The organism is Lederbergia lenta NBRC 16444 (genome assembly GCF_001591545.1).
GTDB classification, from domain to species: Bacteria; Bacillota; Bacilli; order Bacillales; family Bacillaceae_C; genus Lederbergia; species Lederbergia lenta.
Genome location: NZ_BCVC01000002.1, coordinates 395,126 through 417,688, shown reverse-complemented (window position 1 = coordinate 417,688; position 22,563 = coordinate 395,126). Strand labels below are relative to the sequence as shown.

Annotated in this window: 23 protein-coding genes; 7 read left to right on the top strand and 16 right to left on the bottom strand. The window is 36.2% G+C overall.

Annotation, left to right across the window (positions count from 1 at the left end; genetic code table 11):
• Positions 1-58 precede the first annotated feature (58 nt).
• The 5 genes from BLE01S_RS11915 to BLE01S_RS11895 all read left to right on the top strand — a co-directional run bounded on the left by BLE01S_RS11915 (position 59) and on the right by BLE01S_RS11895 (position 4,502).
• Positions 59-271: a helix-turn-helix transcriptional regulator gene (locus BLE01S_RS11915; protein WP_066142298.1), complete on the top strand. Its 213-nt coding sequence runs from the start codon at positions 59-61 to the stop codon at positions 269-271.
• Positions 268-735 carry a hypothetical protein gene (locus BLE01S_RS11910; RefSeq protein WP_066142051.1) on the top strand — a complete coding sequence of 156 codons (468 nt, stop codon included), beginning with the start codon at positions 268-270 and terminating at the stop codon, positions 733-735. The genes BLE01S_RS11915 and BLE01S_RS11910 overlap by 4 nt, the downstream gene beginning before the upstream one ends.
• A gap of 93 nt (positions 736-828) precedes the next feature.
• Positions 829-2,340 (top strand): spore germination protein, encoded by a 1,512-nt coding sequence (locus BLE01S_RS11905; RefSeq protein ID WP_066142048.1) that lies wholly within the window; start codon positions 829-831, stop codon positions 2,338-2,340.
• A 21-nt stretch (positions 2,341-2,361) separates the two neighbouring features.
• The gene (locus BLE01S_RS11900) at positions 2,362-3,444 is read left to right on the top strand and encodes a GerAB/ArcD/ProY family transporter (protein ID WP_066142045.1); all 1,083 of its coding nucleotides are present in this window, start codon (positions 2,362-2,364) and stop codon (positions 3,442-3,444) included.
• Positions 3,441-4,502: a Ger(x)C family spore germination protein gene (locus BLE01S_RS11895; RefSeq protein ID WP_066142040.1), complete on the top strand. Its 1,062-nt coding sequence runs from the start codon at positions 3,441-3,443 to the stop codon at positions 4,500-4,502. The genes BLE01S_RS11900 and BLE01S_RS11895 overlap by 4 nt, the downstream gene beginning before the upstream one ends.
• A gap of 52 nt (positions 4,503-4,554) precedes the next feature.
• Here the strand turns inward: BLE01S_RS11895 and BLE01S_RS11890 are convergent, their stop codons facing one another.
• Positions 4,555-5,727: an FtsW/RodA/SpoVE family cell cycle protein gene (locus BLE01S_RS11890; RefSeq protein WP_066142036.1), complete on the bottom strand. Its 1,173-nt coding sequence runs from the start codon at positions 5,725-5,727 to the stop codon at positions 4,555-4,557.
• Positions 5,728-5,906: 179 nt separating this feature from the next.
• Positions 5,907-7,076, bottom strand: a complete 1,170-nt coding sequence (locus BLE01S_RS11885) for an FtsW/RodA/SpoVE family cell cycle protein (RefSeq protein ID WP_066142033.1) — start codon at positions 7,074-7,076, stop codon at positions 5,907-5,909.
• A 185-nt stretch (positions 7,077-7,261) separates the two neighbouring features.
• Here BLE01S_RS11885 and BLE01S_RS11880 point away from each other — a divergent pair, with 185 nt between their 5' ends.
• Complete coding sequence (locus tag BLE01S_RS11880; RefSeq protein WP_066142030.1) at positions 7,262-7,579, top strand: thioredoxin family protein; 318 nt, start codon at positions 7,262-7,264, stop codon at positions 7,577-7,579.
• Between the two features lie 33 nt (positions 7,580-7,612).
• Here BLE01S_RS11880 and BLE01S_RS11875 read toward each other — a convergent pair whose 3' ends face one another.
• Positions 7,613-9,058, bottom strand: a complete 1,446-nt coding sequence (locus tag BLE01S_RS11875; protein ID WP_066142027.1) for a phospholipase D family protein — start codon at positions 9,056-9,058, stop codon at positions 7,613-7,615.
• A 149-nt stretch (positions 9,059-9,207) separates the two neighbouring features.
• On the opposite strand from BLE01S_RS11875, the gene BLE01S_RS20835 reads away from it, so the two are divergent.
• Positions 9,208-9,354 carry a lmo0937 family membrane protein gene (locus BLE01S_RS20835; protein WP_111703517.1) on the top strand — a complete coding sequence of 49 codons (147 nt, stop codon included), beginning with the start codon at positions 9,208-9,210 and terminating at the stop codon, positions 9,352-9,354.
• A gap of 31 nt (positions 9,355-9,385) precedes the next feature.
• On the opposite strand, the gene BLE01S_RS11870 is transcribed toward BLE01S_RS20835, so the two are convergent.
• From BLE01S_RS11870 to ureE, 13 genes are all read right to left on the bottom strand, one after another.
• Positions 9,386-9,838 carry a GNAT family N-acetyltransferase gene (locus BLE01S_RS11870; RefSeq protein ID WP_066142024.1) on the bottom strand — a complete coding sequence of 151 codons (453 nt, stop codon included), beginning with the start codon at positions 9,836-9,838 and terminating at the stop codon, positions 9,386-9,388.
• A gap of 88 nt (positions 9,839-9,926) precedes the next feature.
• Positions 9,927-11,771 carry an oligopeptide ABC transporter substrate-binding protein gene (gene opp4A, locus BLE01S_RS11865; RefSeq protein WP_411825136.1) on the bottom strand — a complete coding sequence of 615 codons (1,845 nt, stop codon included), beginning with the start codon at positions 11,769-11,771 and terminating at the stop codon, positions 9,927-9,929.
• 19 nt (positions 11,772-11,790) lie between these two features.
• Positions 11,791-12,699 (bottom strand): ABC transporter permease, encoded by a 909-nt coding sequence (locus BLE01S_RS11860; protein ID WP_066142020.1) that lies wholly within the window; start codon positions 12,697-12,699, stop codon positions 11,791-11,793.
• Positions 12,700-12,727: 28 nt separating this feature from the next.
• Positions 12,728-13,690, bottom strand: coding sequence for an oligopeptide ABC transporter permease (gene opp4B / locus BLE01S_RS11855; protein WP_066142016.1), 963 nt, complete (start codon positions 13,688-13,690; stop codon positions 12,728-12,730).
• A gap of 5 nt (positions 13,691-13,695) precedes the next feature.
• Positions 13,696-14,628 (bottom strand): ABC transporter ATP-binding protein, encoded by a 933-nt coding sequence (locus tag BLE01S_RS11850; protein WP_066142013.1) that lies wholly within the window; start codon positions 14,626-14,628, stop codon positions 13,696-13,698.
• Positions 14,615-15,631, bottom strand: coding sequence for an ABC transporter ATP-binding protein (locus tag BLE01S_RS11845; protein WP_066142010.1), 1,017 nt, complete (start codon positions 15,629-15,631; stop codon positions 14,615-14,617). Before BLE01S_RS11845 ends, BLE01S_RS11850 begins: the two co-directional genes overlap by 14 nt.
• Before the next feature lie 449 nt (positions 15,632-16,080).
• Positions 16,081-17,961 carry a PTS fructose transporter subunit IIABC gene (locus BLE01S_RS11840; protein ID WP_066142006.1) on the bottom strand — a complete coding sequence of 627 codons (1,881 nt, stop codon included), beginning with the start codon at positions 17,959-17,961 and terminating at the stop codon, positions 16,081-16,083.
• Entirely contained in the window at positions 17,958-18,881 is a 924-nt protein-coding gene (gene pfkB, locus BLE01S_RS11835) for a 1-phosphofructokinase (RefSeq protein WP_066142003.1), read from the bottom strand. The genes BLE01S_RS11840 and pfkB overlap by 4 nt, the downstream gene beginning before the upstream one ends.
• Positions 18,878-19,630, bottom strand: coding sequence for a DeoR/GlpR family DNA-binding transcription regulator (locus BLE01S_RS11830; RefSeq protein ID WP_066142000.1), 753 nt, complete (start codon positions 19,628-19,630; stop codon positions 18,878-18,880). The genes pfkB and BLE01S_RS11830 overlap by 4 nt, the downstream gene beginning before the upstream one ends.
• A 226-nt stretch (positions 19,631-19,856) precedes the next feature.
• Complete coding sequence (locus BLE01S_RS11825) at positions 19,857-20,681, bottom strand: urease accessory protein UreD (protein WP_066141995.1); 825 nt, start codon at positions 20,679-20,681, stop codon at positions 19,857-19,859.
• 1 nt (position 20,682) lies between these two features.
• On the bottom strand, positions 20,683-21,294 hold the full coding sequence (gene ureG, locus BLE01S_RS11820) for an urease accessory protein UreG (RefSeq protein ID WP_066141992.1): 612 nt from the start codon (positions 21,292-21,294) through the stop codon (positions 20,683-20,685).
• A 123-nt stretch (positions 21,295-21,417) separates the two neighbouring features.
• Positions 21,418-22,104 carry an urease accessory protein UreF gene (locus BLE01S_RS11815; protein ID WP_066141989.1) on the bottom strand — a complete coding sequence of 229 codons (687 nt, stop codon included), beginning with the start codon at positions 22,102-22,104 and terminating at the stop codon, positions 21,418-21,420.
• Positions 22,097-22,552, bottom strand: a complete 456-nt coding sequence (gene ureE / locus BLE01S_RS11810) for an urease accessory protein UreE (RefSeq protein WP_066141984.1) — start codon at positions 22,550-22,552, stop codon at positions 22,097-22,099. The genes BLE01S_RS11815 and ureE overlap by 8 nt, the downstream gene beginning before the upstream one ends.
• Positions 22,553-22,563 lie beyond the last annotated feature (11 nt).

The window sequence follows — 22,563 nt, the reverse complement described above, 5'->3', positions numbered from 1 at the left end:
ATTCTACAATGTTTATATAATGTTAACTCAACTTAACAAGGAGGTAGAATATGTGGTTATTCAAAACCGTGTAAAAGAGTTACGGGCTCGGTTTAACTATTCACAATCAGATTTAGCTGGATTAGCCGGCGTTACTCGCCAGACGATTGCTGCTCTAGAGAAAGGTGATTATGTGCCTTCTCTGCTGCTTGGATTGGCAATCTGCAAAGCTGTCAATCTGCCCATGGAAGAAGTTTTTTGGCTTGATGATGATAAGGAGGAGACAAAATGAAGAAACCCTTTATAACAATGATTTGTAGTCTTGTAACAATTGGCCTTGCTGGGTGGTGTTTAATTTCTCTTTATAACACACTCGTTCAATTTTCTGGCGTGTTAGCAAATCCCGAACCACCTTGGGAAATTTCCTTTTATATAATGCCTTTCGTTTTTTTAATTTTATTCGGTGCCATTTTGTTAATCATATATAACCGTCAAAAAAAATATAAGCAAAAGAGCTCTTTATTGCTATTCCCCTTCGAATTTTCGGAGGATGATGAACGAGAGAAACAAATATCAGGTGAAGCGTGCAGAAGAGCATTTATATCAACATGGGTTACTGCACCTATTGCAGCAACACTGTGCGTATTCTATCCGCTTTTTCAAGAAAGAATTGCTTACTATCCAATCCTTTTAATCTTAATTGTTCCGACTGTACAAATTCTCACCTATTATATACACATTAGAAAAATCGGCTAAATACTCTCCTACAGGGTATGTTCAAATTGAATGAACATACCCTGTATTTTTTATGGAGTTTGGGGCAAAATCTTGTTGGAAGGGGAGTAGACAATGTCATTATTTTTCAAGAAAAAACAAGTCATAAAAGCAAGCAATTCAAATGCACAGGAATCCCTTTCTTCTTTACTAACTGAATTAGCTAAATCAAGTGATTTCAACCAATCAAAGGCTACTAATCAACAAACGAAAATGGACTTCTCAATTGGATTCTTTTCTACTTTGGTAGATAACCGAATTCTTCGAGAAGATATACTGCCCTATTTGCTTGAAGGAGACTTTTCGACGCTAGCAGATATTAATCAGTTAGTTCCAAAAATGCAATGTATCATTACATCAGATCTGACTGAAATGGAGAGGTGTTTATTAGAAGGTTGTGTATTAATTAGATTTGATGACGAAGAGAAGAAAGCCGCCTTGATTACTGCACGTGCAGAAATCGGCCGAAATATTACTGAATTAGAAATAGAGTATACAGTTGATGGGCCTAAAACAGCATTCGTGGAATCAATCGATCAAAATCTGAATCTCGTAAGATCGAGAATACCACTGAAGGAACTAGTGGTAGAAGAGCATATTATTGGAACGCTTACGAAAACACGTATCGTTATCATGTATATCGAAGGAATGACGAATACAGAAATCGTTGACACATTAACACAGCGAATTACCGGGATTACATTTGATCAGATACTGGATAGCTCCTTTATTGAAGAACTGATCTCAGATAATTATCATTCACCTTTTCCGCAATTGATGAATACCGAAAATCCGGCAAAAGTAGCTGCTTCGCTTTGTGAGGGCAAAGTGGCTGTGCTTGTTAATGGCTCGCCTTTTGCCTTGTTAGGTCCAACAAATATTTTTTCCTTTTTTAATTCCTTTGAAGATTATTTAAACAACTGGTATTTAAGTTCCTTTATTAGGCTGTTAAGGACAGTTGGGGTTATTTTTTCCGTTTTAGCAACTCCAATATATGTAGCGATTTTGACATATCACCCTGAAATTATCCCAAAAGACTTAATGGCTACATTAATTAGTTCAAGAGAAAACGTCCCTTTTCCACCGATTATAGAAGCTTTTTTTTTGGAATTAGCAATCGAGCTTTTGCGTGAAGCAGGTGCAAGATTGCCTACAAAGGTTGGACAAACAATTGGTATTGTTGGCGGTATTGTTCTTGGTACCGCTGTAGTAGATGCCGGATTAACGAGTAATGTGTTGTTAATTTTCGTATCTATTGGCGCATTAGCAGCATTCACAACACCTGTTTATAAAATTAGTAATACGATTAGACTTCTTCGTTTTCCGTTTTTATTTGTAGCACACTTATGGGGATTACTCGGTATAAATTTATGCGCCTATTTTGTATTAACCCACTTAATACGCCTAACATCATTAGATCGTCCATATCTGGAACCAATATATCCCCCGCGATTATCCGATCTAAAAGATTCAATCATTCGGGGACCACTTATTAAACAAACAATGCGTCCAGGTTTTTTGCATAGCCAACAACCGCTTCGCTTCCAACCTAAACAAAAAAAGAAAAGTAAGGATATTGATGAATGATTGATTCGGAGGGAATGATAAATGGATTCGATACCAAAAGGTAAACAAATAGCACCATTTCTCGTTTTTTTCATCATTCACTCGATGCAAATAGGGGTTGGCGCGCTCGGATTTCAGCGTTTTATCGCGAAAACGGCGGGTTATGATTCGTGGATTTCTGTCTTAATTGCTTTGGCATTTTCACATATTATCATGTTTATTATTTTTAAAATCGTGAAACTAGGGAAAGGGGATTTAATCGATACTCATTATTTTGTATATGGAAAAATAGTCGGTAGAATTTTCAATCTCCTTTTCGCTATTTATTTTATTATTATAACGGTCACGATTGTAAGACCTTATGTTGAAATTTTGCAGACCTGGGTTTTTCTTAATGGAAGTGTTTTTTGGTTCACGCTCAGTTTTTTACTATTGGCTATTTATATTATTAATGGGGGATTTAGAACAATTGTCGGTATTGCTTTTTTTAGTGTAATCATCCCCTTCTACTTATATTTCATCTTTTTATTTACTCTACCATATACCGATTTCTCCGATTTTCTGCCCATATTAGATCATTCTTTACAAGATATTTTCAAAGCATCACTTCATTTATCGATCTCTTACCTGGGGTATGAAACCTTACTAATTTTCTACCCTTTTATTCAGAACGGAATGGATGGTAAAAAGTGGGCACATTTAGGACTGTTATTTACCGGGTTTATTTACTTATATATTACGATTTTATCCTTCAGTTATTATAGTGAAGAACAACTTCAACATGTGATTTGGCCCACCTTATCTATGTGGAAAATAGTAAAGCTCTCATTCATTTGGCGATTTGAATATATCGGAATTACAACTTGGAGCCTTGTTATTCTTCCTAATATTTGCATCGCCCTATGGTGTGCTAGCAGAATAATAAAGAAGACAATCAATATCTCGCAAAAAGTGTCCTTATATATCATTGCACCTCTCGTACTAATTATCTCTTTAATACTGCAGACAAGGCAACAAATAGATCAATATATCACATGGGTTGGAAACATAGGAATCATTATTAATTACTTCTATATTCCCTTATTATTACTACTCGTAATCATCGCAAGGAAGGTGAGAAAATGAAATGTCGGATGTTATTATTGTTTCTCCTCCTCCCTCTACTAACAGGGTGTGTGCAAACAAAAATTATCGATGAGGTAAATTTAGCGACTGTTGCCGGCATTGATTATACCGAAGATGATCAATTGCATCTGGTCACGCTTTCTACCCATTACACACCTGATAAGGAAGCTGTTGATGATTATTTCGAAGTGATTATGAGTAAAAATGATGATACAGAAAACCAATTAAACAGACAATCAAGTGAGCCTGTTTTAATTGGGGATTTGGATATTATCGTTCTCGGAAAGAAAGCGGCAGAAGAAGGCGTTTTTCCAATTATCGATACATTACAAAGAAACCCAGCTGTTGGTTCTCGGCTATTTTTAGTTGTTTCGGAAGGACCAATGACGGAGCTGTTGAAAGAGTCATATGGTACACAAGGTAACGCAACATACATCTCTAAATTAATTGAGCATAATATGAAAGAACGTGACGTTCCTGAAACAAATTTGCATTTATTTGTTTCAGACTTTTTTCAAAAAAGGAAAGGTGCTTACTTACCTATTCTAAAAAAGTTACCCGGCCGACACCTTGAAGTCTCTGGTCTCGCTCTTTTTCACGATGAAAAAATGGTTTATACAGTTCCTGAAAAAGATATGTTCTATTTCAAAATATTCGTTGATAAACATACAGATGGAAACTTGCCTGTTAAGATCGATAAAGAAATGGCGGTAGTCAGCAACATTAAATCACATACTATGATCAATGCCGATTATAATAATTTGACATTTGAAATAGACTTCCAATTAAAAGGTATTATAAAGCAATATACAGGAAAAAAATTGGAGACCGAAATAATCGAGAGGATTAAGGATAGTATGGAACGAAAGATCGAAAAGGAATCGTTAAGATTGCTAAAAGAATTTCAGGATATGGGGATCGATCCTATCGGTGTAGAACGTAAATTCAAACAACAAAATCGAAATTTCGACCAAGAAAAATGGAAAGATCAATATAAAGACGTCACATTCAAATTCAAATCTGTCATACAAATACTAGAATCCGGAACCCTAGAATAGAGCCAGTGCCAGGCACCGAAACAATTCTGAATTGTTTTGGTGCCTGGCACTTTTATTCTTCGGATGAGAACATATATTTTTTATAATGATATCTTATCGAGAGTACTACGCCCATTGCGAGCATATTGCTAAGTAGTGAGCTCCCCCCATAACTAATAAACGGAAGTGGAATTCCTGTAATTGGCAATACTTGAATCGTCATACCAATGTTTTGAAATACATGGAAGGCAAGCATTGAAATAACACCTACACAAATATACGTATAAAATGGATTTTTTGTATCTAATCCTGTTCTTGTAATTTGGTAGATAAGTAAGAAAAACAAACTAATGAGAATGCTGCCACCTATGAAACCAAATTCCTCACCAATCGTACTGAAAATAAAATCAGAATGGCTTTCAGGTAAATAAACTTCCCTATTTGCAAATCCTTTACCCTTCGTTTGCCCTGATCCTACCGCAAGCAATGATTTTACAAGCTGCATCCCTTCATTTGAGCTATATGAATGGGGATCAAGCCATGAATAGATCCGCGCAAACTGATATTGCTTGACGCCAACATATTTTAAAAGGTCAGGTCTGAGTATCGCGAAATACATAACAGTTCCACCCAGTAAAGTGAAGCCAGTGAATATAGGCAATAACAACTTCCAAGTAATACCTGATACTAAAATCATCCCTAGGAATATAGCAACGAAAACGAGCGATGTACCTAAATCTGGTTGCATGATGATAAATACAACAGGTAGAAACGCTACTGCAGCAATTTTCATCATTAACCAAAGGTCTGTTTTTACTGTTTTCAATATAAATTTTTGATGATGATCTGCTGTTACTTTGGCAAGTGAGATGATAGTAAAAACCTTCATATACTCAGATGGTTGAATAGAACCAATAGGAGTAAAAAACCAACTTTGTGCCCCATTCACTTTTTTAGTAAGTGCTAAAGATTCAGGAGCTATAAATAATATAAGTAACAAGAACAAACCAAAACCGTACGTATACCATGATATTTTTTTCAATTGGTCTGAATCAAGTCGAATGACGACTATTATTGCAATGATACTAATGACATACCACATTAACTGCTTTTTTATAAAATTATCTATATATTGTCCAGTCGATTGAGCGCTATAAATGGAAATCAGACTAAATATCGTCAATAACATTAACGTTAATATTATTCCATAATCTATTTTTGGAATCACTTTTTTCTGAGAAGTCATCACTTCGTCTCCTCTGTATCTATATATAGTAAAAAAAACAACCATTAACCATCTTATCATTATATCGAAAATAGAGAAACTAAAAAAGGGAGAAATACAGATCTCTCCTTTGAAAATCAATAAGTAGAAAATGAATAAAATCCCACTCAGCAATTATTTTCACTGAGTAGGATCTTGGCCTAGCCTTCTGATGCAAACATATACTTCTTATAATGGTATCTTATTGAAAGTATAATTCCCATTGCTATCATATTACTTAATAAAGAGCTACCACCGTAACTTATAAAAGGCAGAGGAATTCCTGTAATCGGAAGTACTTGGATTGTCATTCCAATATTTTGAAACACATGAAAGGTAAGCAGTGAAATGACACCTACACAAATATAGGAGTAATATGGATTTTTTGTATCTAAGCCTGTCTTTGTTATTTGATAAATAAGCATAAAAAATAAACTAATTACAATACTACCACCGACAAATCCAAATTCTTCCCCAATTGTACTAAAAATAAAATCAGAATGACTTTCGGGCATATACACTTCTCTACTTCCAAAACCTTTGCCGCTCGTCTGGCCAGAACCGATTGCAAGCAAAGATTTTACCAATTGCATACCAGCATCTGTTCGGTGTGAAAAAGGATCAAGCCATGAGTCTATGCGTTTAAATTGATATGGATCGACGCCAAATTTCTCCATAAAAGGACGTTGCCAAATTGCCAAATACATTGCTGCTCCTGCAATGACTGTGACAAAGCTAAAGATCGGTAAGAGCAATTTCCAGGTGATGCCTGATACAAAAACGATTCCAAGAAAAATCGCGACAAAAACAAGAGATGTCCCTAAATCCTCGATTATTGTTAGCATAAAAGGAAGACCAAAGATCACAGAAATTTTTATTAAAAGATAGAAATCTGTCTTGATTGTTTTGTGTAAAAACCTTTCATGATGGGTCGAAGTTACTAAAGCCAGCATCATAATAGTTGCAATCTTCATGAACTCGGATGGTTGAATTTGACCAACCCCTGGAATGACAAACCAAAGTTTTGCCCCATTGATAATAGGTGTAAATTTTGATACCGGTAATAATAGAAGAATGACTAGTAGTAGCATCCCAAATCCATATGCGTATTTCGATATTTTTTTCATTTGATCAGAATCAAATCGAATAATAAAGATGATGGCAATGGAACCTATTACATACCACTGTGCCTGTGAGACAACAAAATTAGCTTTATACTGGCCTGTAGATTGAGCACTATAAAGGGTAATAAAACTTACAATCGCCAACAACATTAACGATAATATTATTCCATAATCCAATTTAGGAATTGGCTTCTTTGGAGATGTCATCATTTCGTCTCCTCTTTATTTTAAGTGCACATAATATGACTATATGTAAGCCTCATATCATTATACTTGATGAAACGAAACTTAAAAAGGAACATTTTATGGAGTTTGCATTAAATAAAAGAAAGCATAAACATTGAATCAATAAAAGATAGCTTTTACAATAGATGAAAAGGAGGTTTTACACGATGGAAACAATTAAAAGCACTGAACAATTTAATGAACTAATTTCCGGGTCAGATCCTGTAATCGTAAAATTCGAAACTGACTGGTGTCCTGATTGTAAAGTAATGGATATGTTTATTGGCGATGTTATTGAAAATAATCCCCAATATAAATGGTATGAAATGAATCGCGACGAATTCTCAGAAATTGGTGAAAAATATGATGTAATGGGTATTCCAAGCCTACTCATTTTTAAAGACGGTGAAAAAACAGCACATTTGCATAGTGCAAATGCCAAATCACCAGAGCAAGTAAATGAATTTCTCGCTAGTGTGAAATAATAATAAGGGACAGATCGAAACGATCTTGTCCCTTTAATACGTAGTGAAATGGAGACCTTTCTGTACTAAATATATAATTCGTTGCATAGGTGTTAACTCATCTTGATATGTATCAAAGTCAAGAGTAAAATCGCCGTTTTCATTATCCCACTGGCGATGGAAATAATGATCGAGATCCGTTATAATCTTCGTATCATTCGGTGCTTTAATCAATACATTCGTCTCTAAATTAAGATCATCTAAGTTTCTTTTAGTAAAGTTTGTCGATCCTCCAATAATGATCGCTTCTTCTTTCTTCTTTATATACATTAATTTCGGATGATATTGTTCCTCTGTCGTATTATACCAACGAATTTGAATTCCACTATTCGTTTTTTGATCTAACTCTCTCGCTACTGGCCGGTTAGGCAAACCCGTTTTCTTCGCACCAAATGCATTCTCATTTGGGTCTAAAATAATTTTAATATCAGCATTTCTTTCGTGAGCTGCAAGTAATGAATTAATGATTTTGCGATCTGCTAAATAAAACATTGCGAGCCAAACCTCATCACCATCCCCCGCAGATTCAATGGCATTAAGTGCTGCTTTAAAGACCTTCCCTTCTGTTATTAGTTGAACAGCAAGTGGACCTGGTGTGTGACTTTGATCATAATGATAACCAGGTAATTTCTTTCCTCCAGCTAAATTTGCAGCCGCTTGCTCTGATTTCAATAAATCCGCAATAATCGGGCCATTAAGTTCAAAACCAATATTTGAATGATTAGCACTTGCGTCATGTGGATTGCCTGATAATATGATCGCTGTTTTATCCGTTGCAATTGTTTTTCGATGATTAGCTTTCACATTCATTAATTTTAAATATGATCTTATTGTCATTCGCGGTGCCTGGTCTGCCATTGCATTTGGAATATAAGCTTTTCCACTTTGTCCGAACCATTGAAAAAACATTCTCCAAATAGCAGAGTATAACGGATTTGAATCTCGCAAAGTATCCAGATCAGTATGTAATACATCAATTCCATTTCTCTTCATCTTTTCAAATTGTTTATTTTCATGTGATCCATATGACGTGTTAATCTCATCTGTTATTAAGATAATCTCCATATTAGGATTTTTTAATTTCTTTGTAACTAACTTGTTAGTCAAAGTAGAACTTAGCTTAGGAAAATTTAAGCCTTTATCATAATAAGCATTGTATAAAAATAAATCCAATACAATAAATTGTTCCGCTTCATCTATTGCCGTAAAAATCCGCTTAAAAAGTTGCTGTTCCTTTTTCGTGTTCCCTCCATCTTTATATGTTAAATCATATAAAAAGCTTACACTTTCATCTGACAAATAGTGAATATCCCCTTCATAGGAAATCCCATTTGGCAAAGTTTTATTTTCATGATAAGCAATCGTACCAATATAGACGATTAAAAATATTAAAATCAACAGTGCCAATATATTTCTTTTATTTAGTTTTCTATTAACCATCTCTATCCTCCAGAATGGAACGCTATATCTGGCTTTTCCCTTTATCAATCTTCTAAAAACCATCCCTAAAAAATATATTTGGTTTCATTTATCTTTCATTGGGTAAATTATAGTTAAGCAATTAAATTGTTATCGAAAGGAAGATCTATATGCTCTGGACTATAATCGGAATACTAATTGTACTTTGGCTACTAGGTTTTATAACTAAAGTAGGCGGAGGCTTAATTCACATCTTATTAGTTGTGGCACTAATCGTCTTTATCTTCAATATGATTTCTGGTCGTCGAGCCAAGTAAATAAAGGCCACTCCCCTTGGAGTGGCCTTTATTATGTATTATGTATGTAGAGAAGCATATCCAGATGCGGGATGCCATCTTCCAAATATATGTCTGACACTCCTGTAAATCCAAATGCTCCGTAAAACTTTTGTAAATGAGCTTGGGCCTGAATCCTGACAACATCTTCCGATAATTCTTCCTTTACAAACTGCAATCCTCTTTCTACTAGCTCTTTACCTAAACCTTGTTTTCGATGTTGCCTATTGACGATAATCCTGCCTAAAGAAAGTTCTTTGTACGCGGTTCCTTTTGGAAGGATACGTAGATATGCGGTAATTCCATCCGCTGCCAGTAAATATAAATGCCATGCTTGTTTGTCTAAATCGTCCAATTCGGGATAGGGACACTGTTGCTCCACTACAAATATATTGACCCGTTCTTTACAAATATCATACAACTCACTTACAGTTAATTCGTTAAATCTTTTAATTATCCATTCCATTTCTTTTCATTCCTCTTCAGATATTTAAATGATGAATTTTCATAAAAAAGTAGAAGAAGACTCATCTACTGAGTCTTCTCTGTGTATCTTATTTTTCAGCAAGTGGTTCTTCTTGAGTTACTTCAATTTCATTTTTATACATCCCAGTTCCATCACCAATTGCATAGTTATGCACACGATTATTAACAGGTACCAAGACGGAACGATACAATGTTGGGAAAACTGGTACTTCATCGGTCATAAGTTGTTGCCACTCTTTATAAATTTCTTTACGTTTTTCTGGATCGAACGCAGCTTCAGAAATACCTTCGGCTAGCAGACGATCATTTTCCTCACTTGACCAACGTGTGAAGTTATAAATAGCATCTCGACCATAAAGCCCACTAGGATCCACATCAATACCTACACCCCAAGCAGCAGCATAAATGTCAATGTTAGGATTGTCATCCCCTTTTTCTCCTACACCTTCATAAAAACTATTAAATTCTTGTAAACGCCCATCCAATAGTTCCACTTTCAAGCCAACAGCTTCCCATGCTTGGATGTAATATTTAGCTAATGGTTCAGCTACTTCATCACCTGACATAGAGGCGAAATTAATGACTAACTCGTTACCTTCTTTATCTTCACGGATACCATCACCATCAACATCTTTATAGCCTGCATCTTCAAGAATTTGTTTTGCTTTCTCAGGGTCATATGGTGCACCTGGGTTTGATTCATCATGATATTCTGGATGTGAAGCAGGAATCAATGTTGTAGCAGCCCAACGAAGACCATGATAGAATCTATCGCCTACAGCATTATTGTCAACAGCATGCCACATTGCTTTACGTAAATTCACATCTGCCATTTTCGCATTAGGATCTGTTTTAACCTCTTTTGCTTTTTTATCCCAAGTACCTAGTTTAAATCCAATATATGAATAAGCACGATCAATAGCACCTAAATATTCTACATTAGATAATTCAGCATTGGCCGGGAATTGATCCACTGGGAACTTATCAACTGTGTCCACTTCACCTTTTTTCAATGATTGAACAACAACATTTGGATTAATAACTTTTAACGTTACTTTATCAAGCTTCGGTGCTCCGCGCCAGTAATCTTCATTTTTTGTATATGTGACTGACTCACCTGGAACAATTGATTCTACTTTAAATGGACCAAAACCAATTGGATTCTCACGTACTTCTGGAGATGAAGAGATATCTTTAACTGGCATATCCCCAAAGATATGCTTCGCCAATGGATACGTCCAAATACCACCTGTTATAAGTGATGGTGTTGCTTCAATGTACGTAATTTTCAGTGTTTTTTCATCCACTACTTCAATACCGGAAATGGTATCAGCTTTTCCTTCATGATAATCTTCAATTCCGACTACATTTCTCAATGTAGAGTCAAAACGTGGACCATCATAATCTTTGTTAGCAATTACTTCATGAGCAAATAACCAGTCTTCAGCTGTAACAGGCTCACCATCATGCCAGTTTACATTGTCACGAATCTTGAATGTAAATGTTTTTCCATCTTCAGATGCCTCATATGTTGCAGCACCGTCATTCGTATATACATAGTTTTCATCCCAAGTTAACATTCCTTCGTCAAACCACTCAAGCACCTGTGCGTCTGGGTCACCTGAATAGAAGTTAAAGTTCAATGTACCTTGAAAAGCAGTGTCGGAAACGAGTCCAAAGGTAAAGGAGCCGCCTTCCATTGCTTCTCCTTCATTCGTTTTAATATTACTGAAGTCGTCGATAGAGTATAGCTGTTCTTCCCCTTTAGCGTTCTCTTTCTTACCCTCTTCCGTCTTTTTCCCTTCATCCTTCGGCTTTGCATCCGAATCAGTTTTATTACACGCTGTTAATGCAAATAATAATACAAGCATAAGCGCGAATAGAACTTTGCTAGCATGTTTCATTCTATACATATTAACCTCTCCCCTTTCTTTATCCTCTTCTTTGCCTTGCGTCAGTCGCACGTTTTAACGCTTGACCTACATTATTTATACTCAACATCAATATTAGGATTAACATTGATGCAGGTAACCAGATCCACCATCTAAATTCAAGTGTTTGCGGGTTTCTTGCATAACTAACAAGCGTTCCAAGGCTCGGTGTGCTCTCTGGAAAACCAAAACCCAAGAAGGACAGCCCTGATTCTAAACCAATATTAGCCGCTAAATTCAATGTCATTGTTACGATAATAATCGAACTTAAATTTGGCAAAACCTGCGTAAACATAATTTTAAATTCAGATGATCCTAATGTTTTCGAAGCTTGAACATAGTCAAGTTCTTTTTCTTGCAAAGTTTTAGAGCGAATTAAGCGTGCTATACCCATCCATAAAAAAGCTGTCATAATTAATGAGAATGATAGAATGCTATATTTCGGTACGATTGCCGCAAACACAATAACAATCATAAGAAATGGTAAAATCATAAAGAAGTCAAGAATACGCATAAATATATTATCAATGGTTCCTCCGAAGTAACCAGAAACCAAGCCAAATCCAATTCCTATTACTCCTGTCATTAAGGTTACTAGTATGCCTATCGATAAGGAATTGCGCGTCCCTACAATGAGCTGGCCAAATACATCACGTCCACCGTGATCCGTACCTAACCAAAATTCCGAAGAAGGAGGTTTATGAATAGAGAATAAATCAACAGTAACAATTTCTTTCTGATCTAAAATAAGCGAAATACCATATACGAATACGACAACTAATATAATAAAAATTAACGAGATAAAGGCTAATTTATCCCTGACAATTTCACGCCACAAAATTCGCCAGCCAGATGGACTTCTATTAGTATCATGGCTATTATCCAGTAATTGCACATTGTTCGTTTCCAATCTTAACCACCTCTGAGTCTATCGAATCTTATTTAATACGAATACGTGGATCTATAAGGCTTAGTATAATATCTGAAATTAACGCCCCTATTATAGAAGCGATTCCGAAGAGCAAAACAACGGAAGTAACGACACTATAATCCCTTAATAGTATGGATTCAAAAAACAACTGTCCCATACCAGGGTAACCAAAGATATTTTCAATAAAAATAGTCCCTCCGATTAAACCAGTAATTTCGTATCCGAAAAAAGCAGCAATTGGTAATAGCGAGTTTCTTAAAATATGACGATTATAAATTCGAGATTCAGAAGCACCTTTCGCTTTGGCAGTAAGTATAAAATCCTTCTGCTTTATATCAATAATTTCACTTCTTAAATATTGCACCGTAGAAACCGTTGCAATTAATGCCATTGATAACGCCGGGAGTAATAAATGGTTGATTTTACTAATAACATATTCAAAAGTACCTGGAGTTAGTCCTGGCTTTACACTTCCTCCTGTAGGGAACCATCCTAGATTGAATCCAAACATCCATAGCATCACTAGTGCAAAGATAAATAATGGGGCCGCAAAACCAATATATGTGTATCCAGTTATTAAGCGATCTGCCCATGTATCGTTATAACGTCCACTTGTAATTCCAAGTGGTATCGCAATTAAATAGGTTAAGATCAATGTCACAACGGAAAGCCAAATGGTGTTAATAAGTCTTTGAGATATCAACTCGGTGACAGGCATTTTAAAACGGAATGATTGTCCAAAGTCTCCCTGAATCACTCCCTTTAACCAATCTATATATTGGATATACCAAGGATTATTTAAGCCGAGCTTTTCCCTTTGTGCCTCTATTGTGGACGGATCAACATTGGGATCAATCATTCCACTTAGTGCATCGCCGGGCATCATTTTTGCCAAAATGAATATCAATATACTAAGTAATATAATTTGAGGAATCATAATTCCAATACGCCGTACAGTGAATTTCCACATATTATTCAACCTCTCCCAGGCAATGCCACTAAATGTGTGTCAGATATGGGCTGTAATTTATATGCTAAGCCCTCTTCATCAAAAAAGTCATGATATGATCGTTCGTACTCCACTTTCACTTCTTGTCGGAATTGAAGTTGACGATCACGGTTTCTCGGATTAATATCAGGAATTGCTGCTACAAGACGCTTTGTATATATATGTTGCGGATGGTTAAATATATCGTCTGTTGTTCCTTGTTCCACATATCTCCCTTTATACATAATGCCGATTTCAGTACACATATGTTTAATAATTCCAAGATCATGACTAATGAAAAGATAAGTAAGCCCTAACTCTTTTTGAATATCTTGCATGAAATTCAGTACTTGCGCCTGAACAGATACATCAAGGGCAGAGACCGGTTCATCAGCAATAATCAACTTTGGCCTTAAAGCAATCGCCCGGGCAATACCAATCCGTTGCCTTTGTCCACCTGAAAATTCGTGAGGATATTTATAAATACTATCCGGGCTTAATCCTACCAATTCCATTAATTCTTGTACTTGTTTTTTTAAGTCACTCTTCGTAAGTTTCTGATAATTGATAATAGGTTCTGACACAATATCTAAAACACGTTTTTTCGGGTTCAATGATGAATATGGATCTTGGAATATCATTTGTACATCCTTACGCACGTCCATATCCGTACGGCGTAAGTTAGTTATGTCCTGTCCATTAAACTTAATATTACCTGAAGTGATATTATTCAATCCTATGATTGCCCTTCCAGTCGTCGTCTTTCCAGATCCTGATTCTCCAACAAGACCATAGGTTTTCCCTTTTTCAATTGTAAAATTTACTCCATCAACTGCTTTAATATGATCAACCGTTCTACCAAATAAACCGCCTTTAACCGGGAAATGCACTTTAAGATTTTTTACTTCAAGAAACGCCATTGCGCTGTGCCTCCTTGCTTTTATCAGGGAAGTAAAATTGTTTATAACAAGTACAGCGTACGAAGTGACCTGGGCTAACTTCATGCAATGTTGGATTTTCTTCATGTGCTGAAGGATCTATCCATGGGATTCTTGCACTAAACCTGCATCCTTCACGAGGTAACTTTTGCAATGATGGTACAATCCCCTCTATAACATGAAGTTTTGATTGCACTTCTAATGAATTTGGGACCGAATTTAACAATGACCTTGTATATGGATGTAATGGATTCTCGAACAATGTGTATGCATCTGCGATTTCCACTATTTGACCTGCGTACATGACCGCAACCCTATCAGCCATTTCAGCTACAACGCCTAAATCATGTGTAATAAGGATAATCCCAGCATTACTGTCTTCTTTTAGTTCTTTGATTAAATCAAGAATTTGTGATTGAATCGTTACATCAAGTGCTGTTGTAGGTTCATCGGCAACTAATAATTCAGGCTCGTTTGCAATCGCCATTGCAATGACAACCCTTTGCCTCATCCCACCAGATAGTTCATGTGGAAATTGTTCATACGTATGTTCAGGTCGAGGGATCCCCACTTTATTTAACAGGGCAATAACCTTTTCTTTTTGTTTGTTTTTCGGCAATTTCTTATCATGTAAATAGATAATCTCCGCAATTTGCTCTCCAATGATCATTAAAGGATTTAACGCAGTGAGTGGGTCTTGGAATATCATCCCCATTTCTTTTCCTCGCAATTTATTCAACTTCGCGGAGGAAATATTAGCAATTTCTTGGTCTTTAAATAGTACGCTACCTTCAATTTTCGCACGATTGTGCAAACCCATAATTGAAAATGCGAGCGCACTTTTTCCACATCCTGATTCACCCACAATTGCAAGCAATTCATTTTTAAATACAGTTAGTGATAAATCATCTACGGCAGCATAATAATGATCTTTAATTCGAAAAGATGTTTTCAAATTTTTTATTTTTAATAATTCCCTATTCAAATTAATCACCCTACCAAAAAGTTAATGTATTCTGAATACTATCACTATAACTTATTCACGTCTATTTTCTCTATTCCTAATATCTGTTAAAAGGTACCTACGAATCCGAATGTTCTGACTAATTAACCTAAAAAATAAAATTTAACTAAAGCATTCTCTAGTTTATAATTTTCTGTGTACTATTATCTAGGAAGGTAGTATAGGTATTCTAATATACTATTTTAATATACTAGAAGTTAACTTCACGCACTTAGTTCTTTGTACCTGTTTTTTCTACTACTTTATATAATCTGTACCACAGTAAAGCTTTTCAGTAGTTAAATATATATTTAGAATATCGAATTAAATTCATTATAAGAGAGTTATTTTAAAAAAGCAATAACTTTTTATATTCGAATAATAGAGTATTAAATAGAAATGAGACAGCGCTATGATACGCTGTCTCATTTCTATTTAATCGTTTTTTTTAGTATACCAACAATAAGGGCAGTAACTATAGTTCCAGCCAAAATAGCTAGTATATACAAAAGGATATTTCCTTCAATAATAGGGACTACGAACAAGCCACCATGTGGGGCTGGTAAGCCAATTTTAAATACCATGGATAATGCCCCTGCTACAGCTGAACCAGCCACTGCAGCTGGAATGACACGCATTGGGTCAGCAGCTGCAAATGGAATGGCCCCTTCCGTTATAAAAGTTGCACCCATTATATAATTAGTCTTCCCTGCGTCCTTTTCCTGTTTAGTGAACTTACTTTTAAAGATAGTTGTAGCGAGCGCTAAACCTAGTGGTGGTACCATCCCTCCAGCCATGATCGCAGCATGTGGGGCATAATTACCAGCATCAATCATAGCTATTCCAAAAGTGAAAGCAGCTTTATTGATTGGCCCTCCCATATCAATCGCCATCATAGCACCAAGTATCATGCCCATCAATACCAAATTACCAGTTCCAAATCCATTAAGCCAATTTGTTAGTCCTGTATTTATTGCTTTGACAGGATCAATAACAGCAAATAACATAATCATTCCAGTTAAAAAGATACTAAAGAGTGGATAAAGAAGAACCGGCTTTATTCCTTCAAGAGATAATGGCAATCCTGCAAAAAGCTTTTTCAAAAGTAAAACGATGTATCCTGCTAAAAATCCAGCAATTAATCCGCCGAGAAAACCTGCTTCTCCCGTGGCAGCCAGTAATCCGCCGACCATTCCTGGCGCCAACCCGGGTCTGTCTGCAATGCTCATTGCAATAAATCCTGCAAGTACTGGGATCATTAAGCCAAAAGCATTACCACCGCCAATGGTATTTAAAGCGGCTGCAAAAGCATTATAAGAGGGATCTGTCGGATCAGCTGAATGGATGCCAAACATAAAAGAAATAGCAATCAGAATTCCACCGCCAACTACGAATGGTAGCATATTGGATACACCATTCATTAGATGCTGATAAAAATATGATTTCTTACTTTTTACTATTTCTGCTTCTCCATCTTGCATACGATTGCTCCCACTACCACTAAATATTGGAGCATCTTGTTTTATAGCCCGTTCGAGCAATTCTTGTGGCTTACGAATCCCTTCTGCAACAGGCACTTTAATAACGGGTTTGCCAATAAAACGATCTGTATCTACTTTCGTATCAGCCGCAACTATTACAGCTGCCGCTTTTTCAATATCTTCAGCCGTTAACACATTTCTTGCTCCCCCTGAACCATTGGTTTCAACTTTAATCGAAACACCTAATTCCGCAGCTTTTGCTTTTAATGCATCGGCTGCCATATATGTATGTGCAATTCCAGTAGGACAAGCTGTCACGGCAATTACACTAGCTTGCAGGGCCTCTTCATTTGATGTTTGGATATCATCTTCCTTTTCTTCATCAAAGCTGTTAATAATTTTAATAATATCGGCTTCATCATTAGCATTCATTAACTCTTTTCGCGCTTCCTCATTCATTAAAATAGAAGATAGTCTAGCAAGGGCTTCTAAGTGAGCATTATTTGCGCCCTCTGGTGCGGCAATCATAAAAAATAAATGTGCAGGATTTCCATCGAGTGATTCGAATTCTATGCCAGTCACTGATTTTCCAAAAGCAATGGCAGGTTCTTTCACCGCTGTTGTTTTCGCATGAGGAATAGCAATGCCTTCACCAATACCTGTAGTACTTTGCTTTTCTCTATCCATAATACTTTCTTTAAATTTTTCACGATCAGATAGCTTTCCAGCATAATCAAGCTTACTGACGAGCTCTTCAATCGCATCCGCTTTGTTGACACTTTGTAAGGAAAGAATAATTGTCTCTTTTGTTAATAAATTCGTAATTCTCATCTATTTTCTCCCCTTTGTTTCACTATAACCTGTGGCAAGAGTGCTTCAATTTTGGCTTCAGTACAAAGACCTAAAGAAAATGCAGTTGCACTACCTGATGCTACTCCATATTGAAAAGCTTCTTCCAGATTGGCTGTCTTAGTAAACTGTGCTATAAAGCCTGCAACAAGTGAATCCCCTGCACCTACAGAACTTTTCACGTCACCAAATGGTACATTAGCACTAAATACTTCTTCCTTATTAATTAAGATGGCACCTTCACCAGCTAAAGAAACGATTACATTTTTCGCCCCCATATCAATTAGCTTTCGTCCATATGGGATAGCCTCTTCTGCATTTCTAATCACAGTATTGAATAAGTCCCCTAGTTCGTGATGATTTGGCTTGACCAAGAATGGTTTATAGGGAAGAACTTTTCTCAATAATTCCCCTTCCGCATCTGCAAGGAACTCCACCTTTCGTTCTCTACAAATTTGAACAAGCTCCTCATATGTAGTATTTGGTAGTGTAGCTGGGATGCTCCCTGACAAAATGAGAAAATCACCACTTCTCAACCCCTGTATTCTCTGCTTTAACATCTCGTACTCTTCTAAAGTGATCTTAGGGCCTGCCGCGTTCAATTCTGTTTCCATTTCGGTGTTCAATTTAATATTTATACGAGTTTCTTCCTCAATTTTTGTAAAATCAGTTTGAATATTTTCATCTTTTAAATACGCTTCTACATATTGGCCAGTATATCCTCCGATAAATCCTAACGCTTTATTTTCTATTCCCACTCTTTTCAAAATCCTAGATACGTTGATCCCTTTTCCACCGGGGAATTTCGTTTCTTTCCGAATTCGATTTAATTCTCCTAGTTGTAATTGATCCAGCTCAACAACGTAGTCAATCGAGGGATTTAATGTAAGTGTATATATCATTCCTTCACAACCTTTATTTTTGTTTTATCTTGATATTGCAACATTACTTCTTCTGTAAGCTTGTTTGTAATAATGACTGCTTTATGGAGATCTACGATTTTTGAGAAAGCAATTTCACCAAACTTAGAATCATCTGCTAGGACAAAACATTTATTTGAGAGTGAAACAGCCTTCTCTTTAACCATTGCTTCTTCCTGGTCAGGTGTAGTAAATCCAACATCTGGATGAACCCCATTTACCCCAAGAAAACATTTATCAAAACGATATTGATCCAAATTTAATAGTGCACCTCTACCAATGGTCGCTTTTGTTCGTTGTTTAGCATATCCACCGATTAAATAAGTAGAAATACCTTTTTCAAGTAATGCACCAATATGTGTTAGCCCATTTGTGACGACTACCAAATCAATATCGTCAAGAAAGTGAATCATTTCGGCGGTAGTTGATCCAGCATCAAGATATATACAATCACCAGGTTGTACTAGACTTGCAGCATATCGAGCAATATTTTGTTTACCTTGAAGATTTTTGGATGATTTTTCTACCATACTCGGTTCTATCCGTTTTCCTTGCATCACAGAAGCACCGCCATGAATCCGCTTCAATTGATTTTCTTCTTCTAACTGCGTTAAATCTCTCCGGATAGTCGATTCTGATGAAAGAGTTGATTCAACTAAATCTTGTATTTTCACAGTGCCTTTTTCTTTTAATTTTTGTAAAATTACTAGATGGCGTTCTGGTGTTAACAAATCTTTCACCTCACTCTTTTATTACATATTCTTATTTTAAGGCGAATGCAGATATTTTTCAATCATAATTTGTCTAATTCCGTCATTATACGTCATATATTGATTGTTTTTGATCGTATTTTATTCAAACCTATCTTTCATTAATTGAATTAGCTTTATAATATTGATCTTTGGAAATAGCAAAAGCCCTTTGAGAACTTTCATTTCTCAAAGGGCTTTTAGGAATTTAATATTTTCTTAAGAATACTGCTGTTTTATTAAACCATTGTTCTCGGATGAATCGGTGACACTCCATAAATATCTTCTCAATTGCTTGGGTAGATTCACCTAAAACTCTTAAAGTAAAGCCAGAAACCGCGAGTTGAGATATACCAAACTTGCAGTCTCCCGCGACTTCCCCCAATAGTGCATATAGTTCGTCAAGAAACTCGCTCGTCGCTTTGTCGCATACAACAATCATAGATCCTAGGTGTGTATAACCTTCCATCAACCCGATCGATTCTATTTGCTGGCGTTTTGGTTCTAATTTTAAATGGTCAAAAACGATAAGCTCATCTTCTAAATAAATTTCATTTATGAGTTGTAGCTGCTCATAACTGAATAAATCCCCTTCTGGAGACCAACCAGGTGTTAGCATATCACTATAAATAAGTGTTGAACCGTTCTCCATCCGAATGACATTTTTTTGTTTATATCGTGCGTCCCGATACCCAATCAAAGGATCAGGAATGTATTCGAAAACACTATTTTTTTTCAATGTAATCTCTGTTTCCTGAATCACAGGTAAGTGAGGTGTTCTATATACCTTTGCAGCGGACTGGGTAGTTAACAAAAGTTCTGCTTCTTCTTCCACTTCAATCTCCATTCGGTATGTATCACCATCCACATATCCACCACCAGGATTAATGAGGAAATAAGTAACCTGGCCAGACTCATCTAAGTAATGAGGGCGCATTACTTTAAATGCTCCTTGAAAATATACATTTTTTGGGATCGTTTTACTGTTTTTCTTTTCAACAGTTAACCTTAATTCCCCTGTCCATTTACTCATTTTACTGAAGACCCGTTAAAAGTGCATTTTTCTTGATCCAATCGATTACTTCATCAAGCCCCGTATTGTCTTGTAAATTTGTAAATACAAATGGTTTATTTCCTCGGAAAACTTTCGTATCTGATTCCATCACTTCCAAACTGGCACCAACATAAGGAGCTAAGTCTATTTTGTTAATGATGAAAAGGTCTGATTTTATCATCCCTTGTCCACCTTTACGTGGAATTTTTTCACCTTGCGCCACATCAATAATATAAATGGAAAAATCCACGAGCTCTGGACTGAATGTTGCAGCAAGATTGTCTCCACCACTTTCAACAAAAATGATATCAAGATCAGTATGCTTTTTTTGCAACTCTTCAATTGCTGCTGTATTCATAGATGTATCTTCTCTAATCGCAGTATGCGGACAACCGCCTGTTTCAACCCCGATAATTCGGTCTGATGGAAGGACACCATGATTCATTAAATATTTAGCATCTTCTTTTGTATAAATATCGTTGGTAACCACCGCCATACTTAGTTCCTTTTCAAGGGCACGAGTTAATTTTTCTACAAGCATCGTTTTACCAGCACCAACTGGCCCACCTACACCGATTTTAATTGGTTCCATATATAAACACTCCTCTTTCAAATAAAAGTTCAATTGAGAGGTAAAAAAGAGCCGAGAAGTTCCAAGAACACTAGCTCATAATAAACACCCAGCTATTTTTCCCGGACTTTTTAACCAATCTTTTCAAGACATAAAGATTCTAATATTAAGCCGTTCATGTTTCATTTGTGAAATTTCTATTCCTGGCGCAGTTATGCCAAAATCTTCTATTGTTAATTCCTCAGTACTTTTAGCTGTTTCAAGGAGCCAAGGCTGAATATCTCTAAGAATTCTTTGCCCAGCGGTTTGACCAAGAGGAATTCCTCGAACTGCATTTTGAACAATACCCGATAAACAAGAATATAAATAAGCAGATATGGCACTTACTTTCGGCACTTCCAAGTAATAAGCTATCATTGTGAACACGATAGCCGGATGTCCGGATGATAGATTGGCAGATATTCTGTCTTTATATTCGGATAGTAGCGGGAAATCGTAAAGAGATAAACCAAGAGTTAACATGCGTTCACCCATTTTATAACTGCCTTCTCTAACTTCCCGTGGTAGATTTTGTACGGTGATCAAACGGTCAAGCTTCCAAATTGCTTCAAAATCTTCTTGCTCTATCGCTTCATATACAAGACGGCTAACGAGGCCGTCTGAATATTTCAGCTGTTCGTCTAGATAAATATTAAGCCATGTTTTAAACGATTCTGCATCCTTGACTTTATCCTCTTGGATGTATGTCTCCATCCCATATGAATGGCTAAATGCTCCTGTCGGAAGCTGCGAATCCGTCAACTGAAACAAGGCAAGTAAATAATTATCCATGACTATGACCAATATGACGGAAAGCTTGTTTTACTTTTCTTTTTTCACGTTCGAAAGGAATGGCTAACTCTTGAAGCAATTCTTCTACAAGATAATCATATTGAACAAACATCTCGTCGCCTTCAAACTGCGCAGGTAAATGACGATTCCCAAGCTGATGAGCAATATTTCCCATTTCCTGAATCGTACGTGGTTTAATAATAAGCAAATCATCAGGCATAACATCGACAACGATCATATTATGATCATCCATAAATAAAACATCACCCGCTACCAAATCACGAGCATCCTTTAGACGAATACCAAGTTCCTTACCATGGTCTGTCTTAACTCTTTGAATTCTTTTAACTAGATCACTGCTTTCCAAATACACTTTTTCTTTATGGTATTTCGCAAGCTGATCTTTATCCATTTCATCAATATGCGTAACAATATGATCAATTATCATTATTTCTCACC

What these genes read in the sequence shown, in the direction of transcription:
- BLE01S_RS11870 (WP_066142024.1), bottom strand. Translation starts at nt 9,838, where the DNA reads ATGGAATGGATAATTAAAAGATTTAACGAATTAACTGTAAGTGAGTTG.
- BLE01S_RS20835 (WP_111703517.1), top strand. Translation starts at nt 9,208, where the DNA reads ATGCTCTGGACTATAATCGGAATACTAATTGTACTTTGGCTACTAGGT.
- opp4B (WP_066142016.1), bottom strand. Translation starts at nt 13,690, where the DNA reads ATGTGGAAATTCACTGTACGGCGTATTGGAATTATGATTCCTCAAATT.
- BLE01S_RS11815 (WP_066141989.1), bottom strand. Translation starts at nt 22,104, where the DNA reads ATGGATAATTATTTACTTGCCTTGTTTCAGTTGACGGATTCGCAGCTT.
- BLE01S_RS11905 (WP_066142048.1), top strand. Translation starts at nt 829, where the DNA reads ATGTCATTATTTTTCAAGAAAAAACAAGTCATAAAAGCAAGCAATTCA.
- BLE01S_RS11880 (WP_066142030.1), top strand. Translation starts at nt 7,262, where the DNA reads ATGGAAACAATTAAAAGCACTGAACAATTTAATGAACTAATTTCCGGG.
- BLE01S_RS11875 (WP_066142027.1), bottom strand. Translation starts at nt 9,058, where the DNA reads ATGGTTAATAGAAAACTAAATAAAAGAAATATATTGGCACTGTTGATT.
- BLE01S_RS11890 (WP_066142036.1), bottom strand. Translation starts at nt 5,727, where the DNA reads ATGACTTCTCAGAAAAAAGTGATTCCAAAAATAGATTATGGAATAATA.
- BLE01S_RS11895 (WP_066142040.1), top strand. Translation starts at nt 3,441, where the DNA reads ATGAAATGTCGGATGTTATTATTGTTTCTCCTCCTCCCTCTACTAACA.
- ureG (WP_066141992.1), bottom strand. Translation starts at nt 21,294, where the DNA reads ATGGAACCAATTAAAATCGGTGTAGGTGGGCCAGTTGGTGCTGGTAAA.
- ureE (WP_066141984.1), bottom strand. Translation starts at nt 22,552, where the DNA reads ATGATAATTGATCATATTGTTACGCATATTGATGAAATGGATAAAGAT.
- BLE01S_RS11850 (WP_066142013.1), bottom strand. Translation starts at nt 14,628, where the DNA reads ATGGCGTTTCTTGAAGTAAAAAATCTTAAAGTGCATTTCCCGGTTAAA.
- BLE01S_RS11825 (WP_066141995.1), bottom strand. Translation starts at nt 20,681, where the DNA reads ATGAGTAAATGGACAGGGGAATTAAGGTTAACTGTTGAAAAGAAAAAC.
- BLE01S_RS11910 (WP_066142051.1), top strand. Translation starts at nt 268, where the DNA reads ATGAAGAAACCCTTTATAACAATGATTTGTAGTCTTGTAACAATTGGC.
- BLE01S_RS11840 (WP_066142006.1), bottom strand. Translation starts at nt 17,961, where the DNA reads ATGAGAATTACGAATTTATTAACAAAAGAGACAATTATTCTTTCCTTA.
- opp4A (WP_411825136.1), bottom strand. Translation starts at nt 11,771, where the DNA reads ATGTATAGAATGAAACATGCTAGCAAAGTTCTATTCGCGCTTATGCTT.
- BLE01S_RS11885 (WP_066142033.1), bottom strand. Translation starts at nt 7,076, where the DNA reads ATGACATCTCCAAAGAAGCCAATTCCTAAATTGGATTATGGAATAATA.
- pfkB (WP_066142003.1), bottom strand. Translation starts at nt 18,881, where the DNA reads ATGATATATACACTTACATTAAATCCCTCGATTGACTACGTTGTTGAG.
- BLE01S_RS11900 (WP_066142045.1), top strand. Translation starts at nt 2,362, where the DNA reads ATGGATTCGATACCAAAAGGTAAACAAATAGCACCATTTCTCGTTTTT.